This is a genomic window from Sphingopyxis sp. GW821-FHT10B01 (assembly GCF_059415685.1).
Map to the genome: position 1 here is coordinate 142305 of NZ_JBWKNS010000001.1, position 21048 is coordinate 163352.

Sequence of the window (21048 nt, forward strand, 5' to 3'; positions counted from 1 at the left end):
ACCCCGCCATTGGCGGTCCCGCCATTGTCGCGCACCTGAAAGGTGAAGCTGCCGAGCCCGCTGCCGTTCGCGTTCGCCGCAGCCTGCCAGGTCAGCTGCCCCGCCGCGATCTGCGCGGCGGTGACGAAGGTCCCGGCCGTCACCGCGCTGCCATTGAGCAACATCGTCCCATTTGCCGGCAGCGTCGTGATCACGACCCCCGCGAACACATGATTGTCGATCGCATCGGAGAAACCGAAATTGGCGGCGGTGAAGGCGTAGGGCGCGTCCTCTGTCGCACTGAGCACCGCATCGGTGCCGGCGGGCGCATCGTTGACCGCGGTCACGTTGAAACTGATTATGTTCGGGCTCTGATCGGTATCGACCCCGCCATTGGCGGTCCCGCCATTGTCGCGCACCTGAAAGGTGAAGCTGCCGAGCCCGCTGCCGTTCGCGTTCGCCGTAGCCTGCCAGGTCAGCTGCCCCGCCGCGATCTGCGCCGCAGTCACGAAAGTCCCGGCCGTCACCGCGCTGCCATTGAGCAACATCGTCCCGTTTGCGGGCAGCGTCGTAATCACAACGCCTGCAAAAATATTGCCGTCGCTATCCGAGAAGCCGAAATTGGCCGCGGTGAAGGCGAAGGGCGTGTCCTCGATCGCCGTCAGCACCGCGTCGGTGCCCGCCGGGGCGTCGTTCACCGCGGTCACGTTGAAACTGATTATGTTGGGACTCTGATCGGTATCCTGCCCGCCATTGGCGGTGCCGCCATTGTCGCGCACCTGAAAGGTGAAGCTGCCGAGCCCGCTGCCATTCGCGTTCGCCGCGCCCTGCCAGGTTAGCTGGCCGGCGGCAATCTGCGCAGCCGTCACAAAGGTTCCCGCCGAGACCGCAGCGCCATTGAGCAGCATCGTGCCATTGGCGGGCAGCGTCGTGATTACGACGCCCGCAAAAAGGTTGCCGTCCACCGCATCGGAAAAGCCGAAGTTGGCGGCGGTGAAGGCGTAGGGCGTATCCTCGATCGCCGTCAGCACCGCATCGGTGCCCGCGGGCGCGTCGTTGACCGCTGCCACGTTGAAACTGATTATGTTCGGCGACGGATCGGTATCGACCCCGCCATCGGCGGTGCCGCCATTGTCGCGCACCTGGAAGGTGAAGCTGCCGAGCCCGCTGCCGTTCGCGTTCGCCGCGCCCTGCCAGGTCAGTTGCCCCGCCGCGATCTGTGCGGCAGTGACGAAGGTTCCCGCCGTCACCGCGACGCCGTTCAACCGCAAGCTTCCGTTGGCCGCGATGGTCGAGATGACCACGCCGGCGAATGAATTGCCCTCGACCGGATCGCTGAAACCGAAATTGGCGGTCGTCAGCGTATAGGGCGTATCCTCGATCGCGGTGAGTACCGCATCGGTGCCCGCGGGCGCATCGTTGACCGCGGTCACGTTGAAACTGATTATGTTCGGCGACTGGTCGGTATCCTGACCGCCGTTCGCGGTGCCGCCATTGTCGCGGACCTGGAAGGTGAAGCTTCCGAGCCCGCTGCCGTTCGCGTTCGCCGCGCCCTGCCAGGTCAACTGGCCGCCGTTGATCTGCGCGGCGGTGACGAAGGTTCCGGCGGTTACCGCCACACCGTTCAGCAACATCGTCCCGTTTGCAGGAACGCTGGTGATAACCACGCCTGCGAACACATTGCCGTCGATCGCGTCGCTGAAGCCGAAATTGGCGGCGGTAAAGGCGTAGGGCGTATCCTCGGTCGCGGCGAGTATGGCGTCGGTGCCCGCCGGCGCATCGTTCACCGCATTGACGGTGACCGTGATATTGGCGGTCTCGGTCACCCCGCCCGAGCTGACCGTATAGCTGAAGGTCGATGTGCCGTTGAAATTGGCGGCGGGCGTGAAAACAAGCTGGTTCGAGGCGTTGAGCGTGACCGAACCATTGGGCACCGCGACCGATCCGCCGGGCGAGATCGCAAGCCCGGCGACAGCCGTGATCTGCGCGCCGGCATTTTCGAAACTGTCGTTCGCAAGCGGCGAGATCAAAAGCGCCGTATCTTCGTTTACGCTGGGCGCGTCCGCCGCGATATCGGCCACGGCCGTGATAATGATCGTGCGGGTATCGGTGTCGCTCAGCGCGCCGCCCGAGCCGCTATTACCGCCGTCGTTGGTCGTCATCGTCAGCGTCACGCTGCCGTTGAAATCGGCGATCTGCGTATAGGTCGGACGCGAGGCGCCCGCGAGATAGGCGTTGATGTTGATCAGCGTTCCGGTCAGCACGATGCTGTTCGTGCCCGTCCCCGTAACCCCAACCCCGCCCGCTCCGGTCGCATTGAGCGTACCGCTGCCCGCCGGGATCGACAGGGTGACCGTCATGCTGCCGCTATTGGCATCGGCGTCGGCGATCGACAGGCCGGTCAGCGCCAGCGCGCCACTGTCTTCTGCCATTGTGTAGCTCGCGGGCAGCGTGTTGACCGGGGCGTCGTTGACGGGGCCGACGCTGATCGTCGTGACCGCGGTGTTGGAATTGGTAGTGCCGTCGTTGACGGTGACATTGATGACGCGCGAGGTGGTGCCGGGATTGTCCGACGTCGATTCAAAGAAGACCGACTCGATCGTGTCGGCATAGACGGCCTTGGTCGCCGAACCGGTCAGCTGGATCGTGATCGTGCTGCCGGTGTCGACGACCGAATAGCTCAGCCCGTTGATCGTGCCTGTCGAACCATTGGCGAGGACCGTCCCGGCGACCCCGCCGATACGGAAACGGTCGCCCGCCTGTTCGTTGGTCAGCACGATGGTCGCCGACTGCATGTTCGCGCTGTCGCCATCGGTGATCGATGCATCGGTGTCGGCGATCGAAACCGGCGTACCGTTTTCGGTGTAGCTCGCCGTCCAGTCGCGTCCGCTGGTCGTGTCGGTCAGCGTATTGACGCGCACATTGTCGATTGCAAAGTCGGCGCCGCCGCCATTGCTGTTGAAACGATAGGTCAGCGCCGCAGTGTTGGCGATGCCGGTAGGCAGATTGATCGTGATATCGCTGAAGCCCACAGTCGAGCTGGACTGATTGCCTGCAATTGTCGTGTTCGGCCCCGAGGCTCCGTTGAGATAGGTGATTGTGCCCGTCAGCCCGCCCCCGGTTCCGCCCGTCGTGATGCGGGCATAGGTGACGCCGCCGACCATGACATCAAGCGTTCCGGCCGGACCGACACCGTTCACCCCGTTGCTGGAATTGTTCCACGCGATGGAGGTGATAAGCTGCGTGCCGCCGCCCGGCCCTGCGCCGGGCCCGGCGAAACCCGTGACAGTCTGCGATACGTCGCGGTTACCCGCCGCATCGACGGACCATTGGATGGACTGGTTGCCGTAGAGCGAGTTAGCATCGCTGCGCGTCCAGCCGCCGCCAGTTGCGAAGGGATCGGTCGAGAAGGTAGAATTGCTCACGACATTCGTCAGCGTGGGTGTCGAATTCAGATCGAGAACCGGGATGTCGTTGACGACAATCGTCGCGGTTGCCGTGTCGTTGCCGCCGCTGGCATCGGCAATCATGTAGGTGAAGGTCTGCGTCCCAAACGAACCCGCATTCGGAACAAACGTAAAGGCACCCGTCGCCGCATTCGTGATCGTGAGCGTACCGTTCGACAGCGTGATGGGCGTCCCGACCGTGAAGACCGCGCCGTTGACCCGCGTGATCGTGATCGCATCACCGCTCGGGTCTGCGTCGACACCGCTGCCGTTATTGGCGAACAGATTGCCGGTCAGCGTTGCGCCGCGATTGATCGTAAAATTGTCGTTCTGGGCATCGGGCGAGCGGTTGATCGTCGTGCTGATTTCGAAACCATCGGCAGCGCCACCCGATACGGTGAAGGTCAGCGAGGTGAACGTGCCGTTGACCTGCACGCTGCCGGCCGCCGAGCCGGCGCTGTTGGTCAGGCTCGATTCGGTGCCCGTGGTCGTGACACCGGTCTGGCGCACGATTGTCGTCGAGCCGACCGTCAAATGCCCCGAACCCGCCAATTTGGTCAGCGTCGCTCCCGCCGTCGCCAGCGTCAACGTTGCGGAGTTGCTGAGTCCGGTGCCCGCCACGCCACCCAGACGATCGATATTGATGATCGGGTTGGTTACCGCTTCACTGAAGGTGATGGTGATCGTGCCGGTTACACCGGTGGTGGCGGCGGCATTGTTGAAGGTCGTGACAACATCCGCTGTCGTCTGCGCGTTGTTGGAAAACGCAGCTATATTGTTCAGCGTATCAGTGGCGAGCGCGGTGAAGGCGTTGGTGCCTGTGAAGGTGATCGTCACGGTGACGCCATCGATCGTGTTGCTCGCGCTGTTGCCAGCAATCGTCCAGGCACCCGGCGGGTTCGTCAGCTGAAGCAGGTTTTCGTAGCGCTCCGAAACCAGAACCTGCGCCTCGACCTGGCCGCTACGGGATTCCAGGTCCCAATCGCCACCCGACGCGGCCGCCCCCGTCAGGTCGCTCGACGCGGCGACATCGGCGCCGGATTTCGCGGCGATGGCATCGACGAAGCTTTGCCCGGCATCGTCGACGCCGACGTCGCAGCCATAGATCAATATATCGCCGTCGGCAGTCAGCTTTGCGCCGATAGCGCGCCATGCTTCGGCAAGTTCGCCCTGCACCGCACCGATATCGACATTGGTGGTGCCGAGCATGAAACGATTGGCAGCGCCGTGGCTCACGATATGAATCGATTCCAGGCCCGACCGGCCGGCCAGCGCCGCCATCATCTGGTCGATACCGTCGCGGCTCGCATCGATCAGGACGATTTCGCCCTTGCCCGACCACTCACTGACAAGTTCGGCGTAGTTTTCGACGGCGGTATCGATGAAAATGACACTGGCCGAGCGCGCAGCGGCCGCCTCGGCCGGGGACCAGGCATCGATTGCCCGCTCCTGCAAGCGTTCATGCCAGTCGCCTGTCGCCGCGTCATGGCGGAGATGTTCGGACGCAGCCCGTTCTTCGGCCAGGATGCGGGATATTGAATCGCGATCGACCGCGTGCGGCGCTTCGGCCGTTGCTCTTGCCGTAACAGCCGCCGGTAAGGCGGTCTGATTGTCATGGCCATCGCCAAATGCGGTCGGGCTTCCGGCGGAGTCTGATAGGGCGGAGGCGCCGTCCTGGGAAAGCGTTGCTGCCGCCGTGGCGACCACCGCACCGTCGAACATCATCCGCGGTTCAAGCGCGAGCAGATGACCTTGCGGCCCCCGACTGGTGCCCGATTTGGCCTTGCGGCCGTGCGGCAGATCGTCAAAACTTGACATGGACCACCCCTATTTCCGACAGGTCTATTGTGCGGCGGTTAGCAAGTCACTAAATTTCCTCAACGTTTCGTCTCAAAAATTGATCTGCCGGAAACCACTTCGGCGAACGCAGCCCGCGCACCCGTCTGCACACCGGTGGCACCATGGATCGAACGGCCGCCTCCCGGCCGATCGCGTTCAAGCGCAAGCGATCGGGCTATAAGGGCCGGGGCATAATCGCCAATTTTCGGGCGAACATGCGGTCCCGAATGGCCGGTTTCAGCGAAAAAAACATCGGTGTGCCGGGGAAGGCGGGAATGATGAATGCGGGTCCGGTTGCGCAATTTTCGCACCCCCCCTCTTGCCAAGTACGACATTTTGCATCACTAGATCACCCATGCGCGGCAACGCCCTTCTTCTTCTGCGACTTACACGCCCTTGGGCGTGACACTGGCTGCGCGCTAGTCGCGGCCACCCGCTCAAGGGTCCGATCGACACACATCGCAACCACCAGAAGAAGTTCAAACATCATGACCATGCTCCGCGACCCCTCGGTCAAGTACAGCGCCTTTCCGCAGATTCCCTTGGCGAACCGCGAATGGCCCAGCCGCGTCACCACCAAGGCGCCGATCTGGCTCTCCACCGACATGCGCGACGGCAATCAGGCGCTGATCGACCCGATGGATGCCGAAAAGAAAGCGCGCTTCTTCGACCTCCTCGTCCGCGTCGGGCTGAAAGAGATCGAAGTCGGCTTCCCCAGCGCCGGCGCGACCGAGTTCGACTTCATCTCGGGCCTCGTTAAATCGGGCCGCATCCCCGACGACGTCACCCCGCAGGTGCTGACGCAGAGCCGCGCCGACCTTATCCGCACCAGCTTCGACAGCCTCGCAGGCGCCAAAACCGCGATCGTCCACGTCTATAACGCGGTCAGCCCGGCGTGGCGCAAGATCGTCTTCGGCATGGAGATGGACGAGATCAAGGGCATCGCGATCGAGGGCGCCAAGCAGCTGCGCGACAATGCCGCGCGCCTGCCCGGCACCGACTGGCGCTTCGAATACAGCCCCGAAACCTTCTCGACCGCCGAGCTCGATTTCAGCATCGAAACCTGCGCTGCGGTGATGGAGGTGCTGCAACCAACCGTCGACAAACCGATCATCCTCAACCTCCCCGCGACGGTCGAGGCGGCAACCGCGAACATCTACGCCGACCAGATCGAATATTTCTGCAAGAATTTGCCGAACCGCGAAGCCGCGATCATCTCGCTGCACACCCACAACGACCGCGGCACCGGGGTCGCGGCGGCCGAACTCGGCTTGCTCGCGGGCGCCGACCGCGTCGAGGGCTGCCTGTTCGGCAATGGCGAGCGCACCGGCAACACCTGCCTCGTCACCATCGCGCTCAACATGTACACGCAGGGCGTCGACCCTGAGCTTGACTTCTCGAACATCGACGAGGTCATCCAGACGGTCGAATATTGCAACCAGCTCCCCGTCCATCCGCGCCACCCCTATGGCGGCGAATTGGTCTACACCGCCTTCTCCGGCAGCCATCAGGATGCGATCAAAAAGGGCTTCGCCGCGCGCGAACGCCAGAATGACGAGAAATGGGAAGTCCCCTATCTCCCCATCGACCCCGCCGATCTCGGCCGCAGCTATGAAGCGGTGATCCGCGTCAACAGCCAGTCGGGCAAAGGCGGCGTCGCTTGGGTACTCGAACAGGACAAGGGTCTGAAACTCCCCAAGAAAATGCAGGCGAGCTTCAGCCATGTCGTGCAGGCGCTGGCCGACGAAACAAGTCGCGAACTCGGCGCCGAGGATATCTGGGGCGCGTTCGACCACAGCTATCTGGTCACCGAGGGCAAGCGCTTCCAGCTCGTCGACTGGTCTGAAACGCACAGCGGCCCCGACCGCATCTTCGCCGGCAAGCTCACGATCGACGGCACCCCGCGCAGCGTCAGCGGCCGCGGCAACGGCCTGATGTCGAGCGTCATCGCGGCGCTGTCCGAAAGCGGCGGCCCGGTGATGGATATCGTCGACTATTCGGAACATGCGATCGGTCAGGGCAGCACCGTGCAGGCCGCCGCCTATGTCGAATGCCGCACCGCCGACGGCAAGAGCGTCTTCGGCTGCGGCCTCGACACCGACGTCGCGACCGCCAGCGTCCGCGCGATCCTTTCGGCTGCCAACGGGGCGTAAACCGCCGGCAGGTAAAAACGGCTGATCGGCGCCGCTCACCAATATCCCCTCCCGCAAGCGGGAGGGGCAGCGAGACTTGCCAGCTTGCTGGTTAGTCGCAGCGGGGTGGCAGTAAGCCGCACCGTCGCTGCCCACCCCCGACCCCTCCCGCCTGCGGGAGGGGAGAGGAAGCGACCGCAACGACAAACTGCCCCCACCCTTACAATCCGCCCCCCGCCACCCCATATCCTGTCCATCGCGGCACGCGTTTTCAGTAGGCCGCCGCGGCTGAGAGACGTGCGCGCTCCCGCTTACGCAGGAGGAGCCGCGCGCCATGACCAACGAGACCTCAACCGGGACTCAACCCGATGCCGCCCCGCCCGGCAAAACACGATCGAACAGCTTCTTTCGCAAGCAGCGCACCCCGCTCCCCCGCGACGACGCGCAGCGGCAGGGCGACATCAGCCAGCTCGCCTTTCTGACAATGGGCGGGCGCGACCCCGCGATCGCCTTCCTCAATGCCGAAAACCCCGAACTCGGCGGCCGCCCGCTCGCCATCGCGACCGCCAGCGCTGAAGGCTATGAACAGGTTGCCACCGCAATCCGCGCCTTTACGCGCGATCCGGGCTTCGAATGAGCCGCGCGATGAACCTGTCGCTGGAGGAAAGCGAAGTGAAGGCGATGTGCCTGTCGTCGGGGGTCAGCATCAGCGCGATCGAGCCCCTGCAATCGGGCGGCACCCGCCTCATTTGCACCACCGGCCCCGGCGCCGAGACGATGCGCCTCCGCCTTCGCCGCCACATCATCGACGGCGCGGTCACCCGCCACCGCTTCTATCGCCCGCCGGGCCAGTAAACGCGACCAGCCGAGCGGCGCACCGGAACAATGCCACCGCGCCGCTCGTCTCTTTCCTGTCCATCCCCGGACTTCATGAGAGGAAAGAGCCATGGCTCAGAACAATCAAGGCAACCCCCAGGGCGACAAGCAGCCGGACCGGAAACCCGATCAGGGCGGCCAGCAGCAGCAGGACGGCCAGAACCGCCAGCCCGGCCAGGATCGCGACAAAAGCGACCACGGCCAGCAGGGCGGCAGCCAGAACCGCTGATCAACCGAACGCTTCGGCGTTCCAGAGCCGGGCCGCGTCACGTACGCGGCCCGGTTTTCGTATGTAAATCCGACCGCGCGCGTTCCGCGACACCCTACACCGCCGGCACGGCCTCGATCGCACCCGCCCCGCGCAGCCGGTCGGCATCGCGCGAGGGCGGCATGCCAAAGGCGCGGCTATATTCGCGGCTGAACTGCGACGCGCTTTCATAGCCCACCGAATAGGCGGCGCGGCTCGCCTCGGCCCCACCGGCGAGCAGGCGCCGCGCCGCGTGCAGGCGCAGCGTCTTCTGGAATTGCAGCGGGCTCATCGCGGTCGCCGCCTTGAAATGGCGGTGAAAGGAGGCGACGCTCATCCCGGCAATCTCGGCCAGCGTCGCGGTGCGCAGCATCTCCTCATAATGGTCCTGCATCCAGACGATCGCGCGGCGCACCCGCGACAAGCGGCTGTCCTCCTGCGCAATCGCGCAAAGCTGCGCGCCGAGCGGCCCCTGCAGCAGGCGATAGAGGATCTCGCGCTCGCGCATCGGGGCGAGCATCGATATGTCGTCCGGGCGGTCGAGCAGCGAAAGGAGACCCGCCCACGCCTCGACCAGTTCGGGGGTCACCGACGCGACCGCGAAGCCCGCCAGGTCGCCCGGCGGCGCACGGCCGATCATGCCCGGATCCATGCTCGCGATCAGGTCGGCCAGCGCCGTGCGGTCGATGCGCAGCGCCGCGGCGACATAGGGCTTGTCGGGGGTCGCCTCGACCACGCGGCCGACCGCGGGCAGGTCGAGCGACGCAACGAAATAGCTCGATGCATCGTATCGCAGCACCGTGTCGCCGATCACGACCTGCTTCGTTCCTTGCAGGATCAGGCAGGTGACGGGTTCATAGACGGTCGCGATCCCGTTTGTCGGCGCACATTGCGTTGCGACGACGAGACGCGGCACCGGCGACTCATAATAGGGAGAAACCGCGTGCCGCAGCACCTGTGCGCATATCGAGTCGAGCCTGTCCTGCATCGCCCCCACATCGGCCTTCGCGCGTTCGCGCGCAAGAAGCGCGCCGACAATCGCTTCTGTTTTGAGAGGATCGGGCAAGCAGATGCCATAATCGGGCAGCGAAGCGGCTGGCGCATCGCCTATCTTGTCCGCAGCAGCGCACTCCCCTCCGCCCTGCCCCATCGAAGGAGTTCTCCATGACCCAGTTCAACGCCAAATCGACCACCGACGACGTGCTCGCCGGGGTCGATCTTTCGGGCAAGCGCATCCTCGTCACCGGCGTGTCCGCCGGGCTCGGCGTCGAAACCGCCCGTGCGCTCGTCGCCCATGGCGCCGATGTCGTCGGCGCCGCGCGCGACCTCGCCAAGGCCGAAACCGCGACCGCCGAAGTCCGCGAAGCCGCCGCCGCCAGCGGCGCCAGTTTCGATCTGATCGCCCTCGACCTCGCCTCGCTTGCCAGTGTCCGCGCCGCCGCCGACGCGCTCAATGCCGACGGCCGGCCGTTCGACGTCATCATCACCAATGCCGGTGTGATGGCGGCGCCGTTCGGCAAGACCACCGACGGCTTCGAAACCCAGTTCGGCACCAACCACCTCGGCCACTTCACCTTCGTCAACCGCATCGCTTCACTCATCAAGGATGGCGGACGGCTGGTGAACCTCGCCTCGTCGGGGCACCGCTTCTCGGACGTCAATCTGGAGGATCCGAACTTCGACAACGGCGATTATGAGCCGTGGATCGCCTATGGTCGTTCGAAGACCGCGAACATCCTCTTCGCGGTCGAATTCGACCGCCGCCACAAGGACCGCGGCGTCCGCGCGACCGCGCTCCACCCGGGCGGGATCCACACCGAGCTTGGCCGCCATCTCGACGACGGTGCGCTCGAAGCGCTGATCGAACAGATCAACGCCACCGCAAAAGAAACCGGCGGTGAAGGCTTCGAGTTCAAATCTATCCCGCAGGGCGCCGCAACCTCGGTCTGGGCCGCCGCCGTTGCCGATGCCGACACCATCGGCGGCCGCTATCTCGAGGATTGCCAGGTCGCCGAGCTGGTTGAGGGCGACGGCCTGCGCGCCGGTGTCCGCGCCTATGCGCTCGATGCCGACAACGCCAAAGCACTGTGGGCGAAGAGCGAAGAGCTGATCGGCGAACGCTTCTAACCGACTGACGACAAGAGCAAAGGGCGGGCGGCAACACTTGCCGCTCGCCCTTTGCGCGTCTTATAGCCGCCGCCATGCTGACTCATCGCCTCGCCCTCCCCGCCGATCTCGACGCGCTCCGCGCGGTGATGGCGCTCGCAATCGCCGAACTGCAAAAGGGCTTCCTCGACGATGCGCAGATCGCCGCGAGCCACGCGGTCATGGGCCTCGACACCCAGCTTATCGCCGACGGCACCTATTTCATCATCGAAGACGGCGGCGAGATCGTCGGCTGCGGCGGCTGGTCGCGCCGCGCGACCCTCTATGGCGGCGACCATAGCACGGACCTGCGCGACCCCGCGCTCCTCGATCCCGCCACCGATGCCGCACGCATCCGCGCGATGTACACGCACCCCGCCCACGCGCGCAGAGGCGTCGGGCGGCAGGTGATGGCGCTTTGCGAAGGTGCTGCGCGCGATGCGGGCTTTGCGCGCGCCGAACTGATGGCGACCCTCTCGGGCGAACCGCTCTACCGCGCGTGCGGCTACACGCCGATCGAACGCATCGAGGCGCCGGGGCCGAACGGCGTCCATGTCCCGCTCATCCGCATGGGCAAACCGCTGACCTCGGGTTGATCCCCGCTCAGCCCTTGTAGAACATCCAGCCGATCATCACCGCGCCGGTCGCGATCAGCACCGCCGACAGCCAGCGCCACCGCCCCGCCCCGCGCCACATGCCATTCCAGATCGGGCGTTCGGCGATGGCGCGCGCGCTGTGCGCGATACGGTGCGAATAGATTGCGGCGCCCGACAGCGCGAGCCCGGTCATCAGCAGGCCGAAGACAAACCAGGGGATGCGTGTCCAGTAACCGGCAAAGGTCCCGAAATGCAGCGGGTCGGCCATTTCGGAAAGGCGTTGGTGGACGCCCATATCGCCGCCGTCGCTGGTCATCACGACGCGAGCGGTCGCGGCGTCGACCCACACCGCATTCGCGCGCGGGCGCACCAGCCACGCGCTGCGCTGCCCCTCGAAAACGAACGCGCCCGACTTTTTGCCGGGAAACTGCACGACCTCGATCGTCAGCGCCGGGTCGGCGCGCCGCGCCGCCGCGAGGCTGGCGGACAGCGCGTCCGCGGCGTCGATTGCCGTGCTTCCGGTCGGCATCGCGGCAATCGCGTGCGCCGGTTCGGGCAGGTCGGGCGCATCGCCGCCCAGTTGTTCGACCAGATACCACAGTCCGGTGAGCGCGATCAGGGCGACGAACCACAGGCTCCACACCCCCGCCAGCCGGTGGAAATCGCCCCATGCGGTGCGTGCGTCGCGCCAGCGGATCGGCTTGAAGAAACCACGCCACCATTTGCGATAGACGACGAACGAGGTCGCGACGCTGATCAGCAACAGGATCGACAGCGACGCGACGATCGGAATGCCATATTTGACCGGCAGGTTGAGGTGACGGTGCAGGTTGCGCAGCACCCGCTGGCTGTCGACAAAGCCCTGTTCGCCCTGCACCCGCCCCGTCACCGGATGGACGTGCAGATACCCGCGGCTCTCGTCCGCGCGCTGGAAAGAGACCCGCACCGCAAAGGCGCGCGCGGTCGGCCGGACCATCTGATTGATCGTCACAACCCCGGGATAGCGTGCCGCATTCTCGGCAATCAGGTCCCAGCGCGGCGGTCCGTCAACCGACGACGGCGCGACGCGCAGCGTCGGGTGGAGCAGCCAGTCGATCTCGGCGCTCAGCATCGCGAGCGTCCCGGTGAACAGGATGAACGCGAGGAACAGCGACAGTTTGAGCCCGACCCACTGGTGGACGACCCACCACAGGCGCCGCCCGCTGGCCTTCTTCGCTTTGATCGGGGCGGCGGCGGCGGTCACGGCTTCAGGTCCCCTAGAATTTATACCCCACTTCGACAAAGGCCGAGCGCGGTTCGCCGGGGAAATGGCCGCCGCGATCGTTGAAGCCCGACGCCGCATAGGTTTTGTCGAAGATATTGTCGACGCGCAGCCGCACGTCCCACGGCCCGCGCGTCCAGTTCACCGATCCGTCGAAGATGAAATAGGCATTCACCGGCTGGTTCGACAGGCTGATCCGCTTCGCCACATAATCGCCGCCGAACGCGAAGGCGAGACCGCTATCGGGGATCTGGTACCGGCTCCAGAACCCCAGCTTGGCTTTCGGTGCATTCGCAAAACGCCCGCTCGGCACCGAGTTGGTCGGCGGGGTCCGGCCATTATCCTTCGTAATCCGCGTATCGTTGAACGCATAGGTCACCGTCAGCACCCAATTGTCGGTCAGGTCGGCCGCGACGTCGAGGTCGAACCCCTTCGACGTCACTTCGCCGAATGCGATCATATTGTTGATGCCGTCGCCTTCGGGGTCGCCGCGCGGATCGGACTGGAGCAGATTCTGGCGCTTGATCTGGTATATCGACAGGCTGCTCTGGACCCGCCCCCCGAGCAGTGCGGTCTTGATCCCGCCTTCGATCATGTCGCCGGTTGTCGGGGCGAAGGGACCGCCCGCGCGCGGATCCTGCGCCGACGCCGATTGCGGTTCGAAACTCGTCGCATATTGGGTGAACAGCGAGATATCGTCGCGCACGCGCCAGACGAGGCCAAGGCGATAGGTCTCGTCGCTGCCCTTGAAACCGGTGCGTGCGCCGTTCGCGGCGATCGCGATATCCTCGAAACGGTCGGTGCGGATGCCCGCCACCGCGACCAGCCGCCCGATGGTCAACTCGTTCAGGGCATAGAATCCCCGGCGCTTGGTCTCGCTCGTCGTCCGCGTCTGCGCCGGCATAATATATTTGGCCGGATCGCACGCCTTGTAGACGGGGTTCACGAAATCCAGCGGACACGGCAGACCCGCGGCCGGGGTCGCGCGGCCGGTGAGCTGCGACGCCAGCGAAATTCCGTCGTCGGTGCTGTAATCGAACCCCGCAAGAACGCGGTTCGAAATCACATCCGAAAAGCGCGCCGACCAGACGGCATTGCCGCCGAACGACCAGATGCTACTGTCGCGAAGCTGGTCGCGATACTGGCGCGCCACCGCATCGAAACGGCCATCGCGGTTGCGGTCGAGCAAGGTGATCGGCTCGTGATATTTCTGCGTTTCAGTCGCGTCGATGCGCCGCGCGGTCAGGTCGACATGCAGATTGTCGGTCGGCTCCAGCTCCAGTTTGCCCTGGAACGCGGTCGAGCGCAGCTTCAGGAAATCGCTCGGCTCATTGTGGTTCCAGCGGCGGTCGGCGAGGAAATGGCCGTCGTTATCGACCGCGATCCCGCGCAGGCGGTTCGCCGCCAGATCCTGCTCGATCCGCCACACCTGCGCAGTCAGCTTCGCGATCCCGAGGTCGAAGGTGACCCCGCCGTCGAGCAGCAGCGATTTGTTGCCCGCGTGCGTGCGCGGCAGGTTGCGATCCTCGAAAAAGGCGCCGCCGCGCAGCGAAATGACGTCATTGACCGGTCCGGTTACCTCGACCTGCCCGCCGTAACGATCCCCGGTCCCGCCGACGATCTTCACCGACCCGGCAAAGGTCTGCGACGGCTTCTTGGTCACATAGTTGAACAATCCGCCCGGCGCGCTCTGGCCATAGAGCATGCCCGCGGGTCCCTTCAGAAACTCGACGCGCTCGATGTTGAACAGCTGCGGGACGGCAAAGCCGATATAGGGATCGCCGCGCAGCCCGTCGTAGAAATTCTCCTGCTGGCGGAAACCGCGCGCGGTCACGCCGGCATAGGAAAAGACGCTGACCCCCGAGATGTTCCGGTACAGGTCCTGCGCGTCGCGCGCGCCCTGATCCTCGATCAGTTGCGAGGTGATGACGGTGATCGACTGCGACGAGGCCAGCGGCTCGGTCGGCATCTTGCCGCTCGCGGTTTCCTCGATGCGATAAAGCTGCGACGCGCGGCCGGTGACGACGATCTCGTCGATTGCCGCGGAATCCTCCGCTGCCGCCTCTTCCGCCGCTGCCGCCATCGGCGCCATGGCCAGAGCCACCGCCGAGCCCATCATCATCTTGCGAATCATTCTCAACACCCTTTCGGGCGTGCCGATAGAGAGATTGCAAATCATTTGCAATATTCGCCGCCGGAGCCACATATAAAGAAATCTTTATATCTGACTTGACAACGGCCGGGCGCGGTCTATTCTTCACCCTGTCGAGGTTCTCCGCGTCCGCTACCCGGGCGTGGAGCTAAGACGGGAAGCCGGTGCGTCTCGAGAGGGGCAAGGCCGGCGCTGCCCCCGCAACTGTAAGCGGTGAGCGGCGGTCGATACGTGTCACTGGTCCGGCAAGGGACCGGGAAGGCCAGACCGCCGCGTCGATCCGTGAGCCAGGAGACCTGCCTCGTCAGATACGTCCTCCGGCGGGGTGTCCGGTCAGGCCGCATGCATGGCTGCGCCCGACCCTTGCTTTGCGGGCGCGGGGTCCCGTGCGTACGCGTCTGTCCGGCGCCTTGCCCCTTGCAAGGTGCTTGAAGAAATGACTGTCAGCGTCGCCACCCTCGGCTTTCCCCGCATCGGCCTCCGCCGCGAGCTCAAATTCGCGCTCGAAAGCTATTGGGCAGGCAAGACCAATCTCGCCGAACTGCAGACCGCGGCATCGGGCCTCCGCGCGCTGCACTGGACGCGGCAGAAAGCGCTCGGCGCCGACATCCTGCCCTCGAACGACTTCTCGCTCTACGATCATGTTCTCGACACCAGCGCGCTGATCGGCGCGATCCCGCCGCGCTACGACTGGGCGGGCGAGAGCGTCGATCCCGACCTCTATTTCGCGATGGCGCGCGGTGCCCAGGGGCCGTCCGCCTGCGGCCACGCCCACGACACCACCGCGCAGGAAATGACCAAATGGTTCGACACCAACTATCATTTCATGGTCCCCGAACTCACGGCAGGTCAGGTCTTCAAGATCGCCTCGACCAAGATTTTCGACGAGTTTGAGGAAGCCAGGGCGCTCGGCTACAACACCCGCCCCGTCCTCCTCGGCCCCGTCAGCTATCTGATGCTCGCCAAGGGCAAGGCGGTCGAACCGCTCGCATTGCTGCCGCAGCTGCTCGACACCTATGCCGAAATCCTCGCTCGCCTCGCGAAACAAGGCGCCGAATGGGTGCAGATCGACGAGCCCTGCCTCGTCCTCGATCTCTCGGCCGAACAGCGCACCGCCTTCGAACGCGCCTACGCCCGCCTCGCGACCCGCGGCCCCAAACTCATGCTCACCACTTACTTCGGCGGCCTCGGCGACAATCTGGGACTCGTCGCCGACCTCCCCGTCCACGGCCTCCACATCGACCTCGTTCGCGCGCCCGAACAGCTCGAACCCGCACTGGCAAAACTTCAGCCGCACGTCCTGCTCTCGCTCGGCGTCATCGACGGCCGCAACATCTGGCGCGCGAACCTCCCCGACCTCTACTGGCGCCTCAAGGAACTGGCCGGCAAACGCGACCTCATTCTCGCGCCCTCCTGCTCGCTCCTCCACACCCCCGTCGACCTCGCGCTCGAAACGTCACTCGATCCCGAAATCGCCCAGTGGCTGAGCTTCGCGGTGCAAAAGATCGAGGAACTCGCCGCGCTCGCGAAAGCGCTCAACGAAGGCGAGGACGCGAGCTTCGCCGCCTTCTCGGCCTCGCGCATCGCCGCGGTCGCGCGCCAGACCTCGCCTAAGATCCACGATCCCGCGGTTGCGCAGCGCCTCGCCGCGCTCGACGCGGCCGCCACCAACCGCACCTCGCCCTTCGCGACCCGCCGCGACGCGCAACACAAGCGCCTCGCCCTCCCCGCCTATCCGACGACGACGATCGGCAGCTTCCCGCAGACTCCCGAGGTCCGCAAGGCGCGCGCCGCGCACATCAAGGGCGAGATCGACGATGCCGCCTACGACCAATATCTCCGCATCGAAACGCGTGCCGCGGTCAAATGGCAGGAGGAGATCGGGCTCGACGTCCTCGTCCACGGCGAGTTCGAGCGCAACGACATGGTGCAATATTTCGGCGAGCAGCTCGCCGGCTTCGCCTTCACCCGCGCCGGCTGGGTGCAAAGCTATGGCTCGCGCTGCGTCCGTCCGCCCATCCTCTATGGCGACGTCTCGCGCCCCGCGCCGATGACCGTCGACTGGTGGCGCTATGCACAGGACCAGACCGGCTTGCCCGTGAAGGGCATGCTCACCGGCCCCGTCACGATCCTCAACTGGTCCTTCGTCCGCGACGATCAGCCGCGCGAGACCAGCTGCCGCCAGATCGCGCTCGCGATCCGCGACGAGGTGCAGGATCTCGAGGCCGCCGGCGCCGCGATCATCCAGATCGACGAGGCGGCGCTCCGCGAAGGCCTCCCCCTTCGCCGCAGCGAATGGCAGCATTATCTGGACTGGGCGGTCGAAAGCTTCCGCATCGCGTCGTCGGGCGTGCGCGACGACACGCAGATCCATACGCATATGTGCTATTCGGAGTTCAACGACATCATCCGCGCGATCGGCGCGATGGACGCCGACGTCATCTCGATCGAGACTGCGCGGTCGCAAATGGAGCTGCTCGACGCCTTCGCCAGCTATGCCTATCCGAATGAAGTCGGCCCCGGCGTCTACGACATTCACAGCCCGCGCATCCCGGCCGAGCGCGAGATGACCGACCTTCTCACCCTCGCCGGCAAGCATGTCCCGCCGCAGCAGATCTGGGTAAACCCCGATTGCGGGCTCAAGACGCGCAAGTGGGACGAGGTGCGTCCCGCGCTCGTCGCCATGGTCGCCGCCGCGCAGGCGATGCGGACGAAAGCCCGCATCAAGGAGGCCTATGATGCAAACTGAGGCGGCCATGCCCACCGGCCAGCCCGCCGTCCGCGTCACCGCGATGCCCGCCAACGCCAATGTCTATGGCGATATTTTCGGCGGCTGGCTGATGGCGCAGATGGACCTTGCCGCCTCCTCGGTGGCCTCGCGCCACGCGCGCGGCCGCGCGGTGACGATCTCGGTGGAAGGCATGACCTTCCACCGTCCCGTCTTCGTCGGCGACGAGGTGTCCGTCTTCGGGCGCCTCGTGCAGGTAGGCCGCACCTCGATGCACGTCGAAGTCGAAGCCTGGGCCCGCGACCGTCACGCCGACGAGGACAACAAGGTCACGCAGGCGGTGTTTATCTTTGTCGCGGTGGGGCCGGACAGGCGGCCGCGCGCGGTGCGGCCGCTCGAAAGCTGAGTGTCAGGCGTCGCCGCCGCGCTTTGCCCGGCGGCGGCGCCACAGGATCAATCCGCCGACGCCCAGCCCGAACAGCCCGAACATCCCCGGCTCGGGCACCGGCACCGCACCGCCGCTCGACCCGCCGCCCGACGACCCGCCGCTCGAGCTTCCCCCCGCCGGCGGCGTCACATAGCCGCCCTTGAATGTCCCGATGTGCATCTCGCCATTCTGCTTCAGATTGCCGAACACCGCCGAACCCTGAATATAATTGCGCGTTTCGGCATCGGCGAGCGGGGCCAGCACCGAACCGCCCCATGCCGTCGTCAGCTTGAGCGTCTCGGCATCGGGGAAATTCCAGATCACCCGTTCGCCCAGATTGTTTGTCCCGCCGAGGAAATTGTCGTTGAGATTGATCGACCGGCCGCTGACATTGACGATCGCGGTGTCGGCGCCGTTCAGGTTGAACTGGATCTCGCCGATCCGGTCGAGGTCGGCGGCGGTAATGTTGAACACCGCCAGCCCCTGGGCATTGGGCTGCGCGTTGAACGTGCCGCGGTTGCCCTGCACGCTCAACTGGCTGTTCGCGGTCAGCGTGCCCATGTCGAACGACAAGCTGCCCATGCTGCTTTTCAGCTCGGTCTTGCTCTGTTGCAGCCCCAGTCCGAACGCCGGGTTGCTGGCGTCGAGGTTCGAAATCACGGTGTTCTGGTTGACGTTGGTGTTGCTGATCGTCCCGCCGACCTTGACCGTCTGGTTCGGGCCGTTGAGGTTGAAGCCGCTCGACACATTGCCGCCGATCACCGCCCCCGATCCGTTGTTGAGATTCTTGTGGCTGCCGGTGACGTTGCCGACGACGGTCAGCCCCGGCTGGCCGTTCGGCGAGGTCGTCGCGCGGATGCCGTAATTCGACGAATTGCCGCTGAGGTTGCCGCCGACGAAGGTCCGCCCCTCGACCTCGGACGAGGATTCGAGGTTGCCGAGCACGACGAGATTCCATTCGCGCAGCGCGTCGATGCCGGTGATCGTCTTGCTCTGTGCGAGCACGGGAAGCGTCAGCGCGGTCGCCACAAGCGCGGCGGGGAACAGGATGCGGGTCGGGAAAGACAAGGGTTTATCGTCCGTTTTCAAAAGGAAGGCGCGGGCGCCCATAGGGCGTTCGTCGCTCTCTTTACACCAGACTGCGACAAACCGTTGTCCCGTTGTGAAACAGCGGCCCGAAAGCGTCGCGCAGCCGTGGTAAAATTGCGGCGGGCGCAGATCGGGAAAGACTTCAGCCGATCGAAAGGAAGGCCGTTACCGTCAGCCGCCCCGTGCCGGGGTCCGCCGACAGCGAATTGTCCGGCGAAATCGCCCCGCTGTGCAGGTTCCAGCTGCGATAGAGCAGCGCCCGATTGTAGCGCGCCGGCTCGGTCCGGATGCATTCGAACAGCGGCGTGTCGCCCCGCACATATCCCGGCGGCGGCACCCCGCCGTGGCGCATCTCGAAATCGAGATGCCGGAAAAACAGCTCGCGCCGCGTCGCGTCGACCGTCTCGAACCCCGTCGCCCGGTGGCGGAAAAAGGCCGTGCCGTCGCCGCCGCCCGGCGACAGATAGTGGACCAGCGCGATGCGGTCGGCGGTGAACGCGTCGATATGCGGCAGGCGCTGGGGGATGCTCAGCGCGTCGGCGGGGGCCGACACGATGGAAAAGCTCGCGTCGACCACGGTCACCGGCCCCGTCCGGCCAAAGGCTTCAGCGGCAGCGGCGGCGATGAAGGGAAGCTGGCCGTAAAGATAGGAAGGCGGCAGATCGGCCCGGACACCGGGATAATGGTTGAGCGCAGGGACGAATTCGGCTTCGGCGGCGCGCGCGCGCAGCGCGTCGGGATCGGGTGTAAAATCGTCGAGGATGACGAGCGGCTGTACTTCGGCCCCGATCGTCTCGACGCGAAAGGCTGTCATTCGGCGCACCCCGCGGCGCGGGCCAGCAGGAAATCGCGTTCGCGGTCGTTGCCCGTCAACGCCGCTGCCGCCTCGAACTGGGCCCTCGCCTCCGCTTTCCGCCCGGCGCGGAGCAGGAAGTCGCCGCGCGCCGCGGGCAGCGGCGCATAATGGCGCAGCGCGGCGGCATCGGCGATGGCATCGACCAGCCGCAGCCCAGCCTCGGGGCCAAAGGCCATGCTGTGCGCGACCGCGCGGTTCAGTTCGACCACCGGCGACGGCATCACCTGCCCCAACCGGTCGTAGAGCGCGGCGATGCGGACCCAGTCGGTATCGTCGGCCGAGCGCGCCCGGGCGTGACACGCCGCCAGCGCCGCCTGCAAGGCATAGGGTCCGTCGGCGCCGCCCAGCGCCCCGGCGCGGTCCAGCGCGTTCAGTCCGCGGCGGATCAGCAACTGGTCCCAGCGCGCTCGCTTCTGCTCGGTCAGCGGCACAAAGCGCCCGTCGGATCCGGCACGCGCCGCCAGCCGCGACGCCTGGATCTCGACCAGCGCGAGCAGCCCCAGCACTTCGGGCTGTTCGGGCATCAACCCGGCGAGGATGCGCGCCAGCCGCTGCGCCTCGGCGCACAGCGGCGGGCGGACGAGCGACGAGCCCGCGGTCGCGGCATAGCCTTCGTTGAAGATCAGATAGATAACCTCGAGTACCGATCCGAGCCGCACCGAAAGCTCCGCCCCGCGCGGCACCTCGAACGCTAGCCCGGCCTTGGCAATCGCCTTCTTGGCCCGCGTGATCCGCGCCGCGATCGTGCCTTCGTTCGACAGGAAAGCGCGGGCGATTTCTTCGACGGTCAATCCGCCGACCAGCCGCAGCGTCAGCGCAGCGCGGCCCTCGGGAGCGATGACCGGATGACAGGCGGCAAAGATCAGCCCGAGTAGCTCATCGCCCAGCGGATCGTCGAGCGCCGCCTCCACCGCCTCTGCGCTCATGTCGCGATCCTCGTCCAGTTCGCGGGCGATTTCGGCATGTTTGCGCTCCCGCATCGCGTGGTGCCGGACCCCGTCGATCAACCGCCGCTTCGCCGCAGCGGTCAGCCAAGCGCCGGGGTTGTGGGGCACCCCCGTCTTCGGCCACTCGGTCAGCGCGATCAGCAGCGCCTCCTGCGCCAGTTCTTCGGCCCTGTCGACGTCGCGTGTCATGCGAGCGAGCACGGCGATCAACCGTGCCCGCTCGATGCGGAACACCGCCTCGATCGCCCGGTGGGTTTCGTCGGCTGCCATGCCCGCCTTCTCAGCGAAGATCGCTGGCGAGGCAAGCATGGCAGCGAACATCGGGGAT

The 21048-nt window shown here is 65.7% G+C and carries 15 protein-coding genes and 1 riboswitch; of the genes, 8 read left to right on the forward strand and 7 right to left on the reverse strand.

Annotation, left to right across the window (positions count from 1 at the left end):
* Positions 1–5243 (reverse strand): DUF4347 domain-containing protein (locus tag AC07NV_RS00580; protein ID WP_495164396.1); only part of this gene is annotated, 5243 nt, incomplete at its 3' end.
* A gap of 509 nt (positions 5244–5752) precedes the next feature.
* On the opposite strand from AC07NV_RS00580, the gene leuA reads away from it, so the two are divergent.
* The 4 genes from leuA (at position 5753) to AC07NV_RS00600 (ending at position 8501) form a co-directional block, all read left to right on the forward strand.
* Positions 5753–7417 (forward strand): 2-isopropylmalate synthase, encoded by a 1665-nt coding sequence (gene leuA / locus AC07NV_RS00585; RefSeq protein WP_495164397.1) that lies wholly within the window; start codon positions 5753–5755, stop codon positions 7415–7417.
* Positions 7418–7730: 313 nt separating this feature from the next.
* Positions 7731–8033 (forward strand): hypothetical protein, encoded by a 303-nt coding sequence (locus AC07NV_RS00590; RefSeq protein ID WP_495164398.1) that lies wholly within the window; start codon positions 7731–7733, stop codon positions 8031–8033.
* 8 nt (positions 8034–8041) lie between these two features.
* Positions 8042–8251, forward strand: a complete 210-nt coding sequence (locus tag AC07NV_RS00595; protein ID WP_495164399.1) for a hypothetical protein — start codon at positions 8042–8044, stop codon at positions 8249–8251.
* 91 nt (positions 8252–8342) lie between these two features.
* Positions 8343–8501: a hypothetical protein gene (locus tag AC07NV_RS00600; protein ID WP_495164400.1), complete on the forward strand. Its 159-nt coding sequence runs from the start codon at positions 8343–8345 to the stop codon at positions 8499–8501.
* A 94-nt stretch (positions 8502–8595) separates the two neighbouring features.
* On the opposite strand, the gene AC07NV_RS00605 is transcribed toward AC07NV_RS00600, so the two are convergent.
* On the reverse strand, positions 8596–9669 hold the full coding sequence (locus tag AC07NV_RS00605) for an AraC family transcriptional regulator (protein WP_495164401.1): 1074 nt from the start codon (positions 9667–9669) through the stop codon (positions 8596–8598).
* A gap of 14 nt (positions 9670–9683) precedes the next feature.
* Here AC07NV_RS00605 and AC07NV_RS00610 point away from each other — a divergent pair, with 14 nt between their 5' ends.
* Entirely contained in the window at positions 9684–10646 is a 963-nt protein-coding gene (locus AC07NV_RS00610) for an SDR family NAD(P)-dependent oxidoreductase (RefSeq protein ID WP_495164402.1), read from the forward strand.
* Positions 10647–10720: 74 nt separating this feature from the next.
* Entirely contained in the window at positions 10721–11260 is a 540-nt protein-coding gene (locus AC07NV_RS00615; protein ID WP_495164403.1) for a GNAT family N-acetyltransferase, read from the forward strand.
* A gap of 7 nt (positions 11261–11267) precedes the next feature.
* Here the strand turns inward: AC07NV_RS00615 and AC07NV_RS00620 are convergent, their stop codons facing one another.
* A complete protein-coding gene (locus AC07NV_RS00620) occupies positions 11268–12503 on the reverse strand; it encodes a PepSY-associated TM helix domain-containing protein (RefSeq protein ID WP_495164404.1) in 1236 nt (411 codons plus the stop codon).
* Positions 12504–12516: 13 nt separating this feature from the next.
* The gene (locus AC07NV_RS00625) at positions 12517–14655 is read right to left on the reverse strand and encodes a TonB-dependent siderophore receptor (protein ID WP_495164405.1); all 2139 of its coding nucleotides are present in this window, start codon (positions 14653–14655) and stop codon (positions 12517–12519) included.
* A 117-nt stretch (positions 14656–14772) separates the two neighbouring features.
* A riboswitch (cobalamin riboswitch) is annotated at positions 14773–14991 on the forward strand.
* 118 nt (positions 14992–15109) lie between these two features.
* Between AC07NV_RS00625 and metE the strand changes: the two genes are divergently transcribed.
* Together metE and AC07NV_RS00635 are read left to right on the forward strand one after the other, a co-directional pair.
* Positions 15110–17422: a 5-methyltetrahydropteroyltriglutamate--homocysteine S-methyltransferase gene (gene metE, locus AC07NV_RS00630; RefSeq protein WP_495164406.1), complete on the forward strand. Its 2313-nt coding sequence runs from the start codon at positions 15110–15112 to the stop codon at positions 17420–17422.
* Positions 17409–17807: an acyl-CoA thioesterase gene (locus AC07NV_RS00635; protein ID WP_495164407.1), complete on the forward strand. Its 399-nt coding sequence runs from the start codon at positions 17409–17411 to the stop codon at positions 17805–17807. The genes metE and AC07NV_RS00635 overlap by 14 nt, the downstream gene beginning before the upstream one ends.
* Before the next feature lie 3 nt (positions 17808–17810).
* On the opposite strand, the gene AC07NV_RS00640 is transcribed toward AC07NV_RS00635, so the two are convergent.
* The 3 genes from AC07NV_RS00640 to AC07NV_RS00650 form a co-directional block, all read right to left on the reverse strand.
* On the reverse strand, positions 17811–18896 hold the full coding sequence (locus AC07NV_RS00640; RefSeq protein WP_495164408.1) for a choice-of-anchor A family protein: 1086 nt from the start codon (positions 18894–18896) through the stop codon (positions 17811–17813).
* 163 nt (positions 18897–19059) lie between these two features.
* A complete protein-coding gene (locus AC07NV_RS00645; RefSeq protein ID WP_495164409.1) occupies positions 19060–19731 on the reverse strand; it encodes a DUF6445 family protein in 672 nt (223 codons plus the stop codon).
* A complete protein-coding gene (locus AC07NV_RS00650; protein WP_495164410.1) occupies positions 19728–20990 on the reverse strand; it encodes an RNA polymerase sigma factor in 1263 nt (420 codons plus the stop codon). The genes AC07NV_RS00645 and AC07NV_RS00650 overlap by 4 nt, the downstream gene beginning before the upstream one ends.
* Positions 20991–21048: the final 58 nt, after the last annotated feature.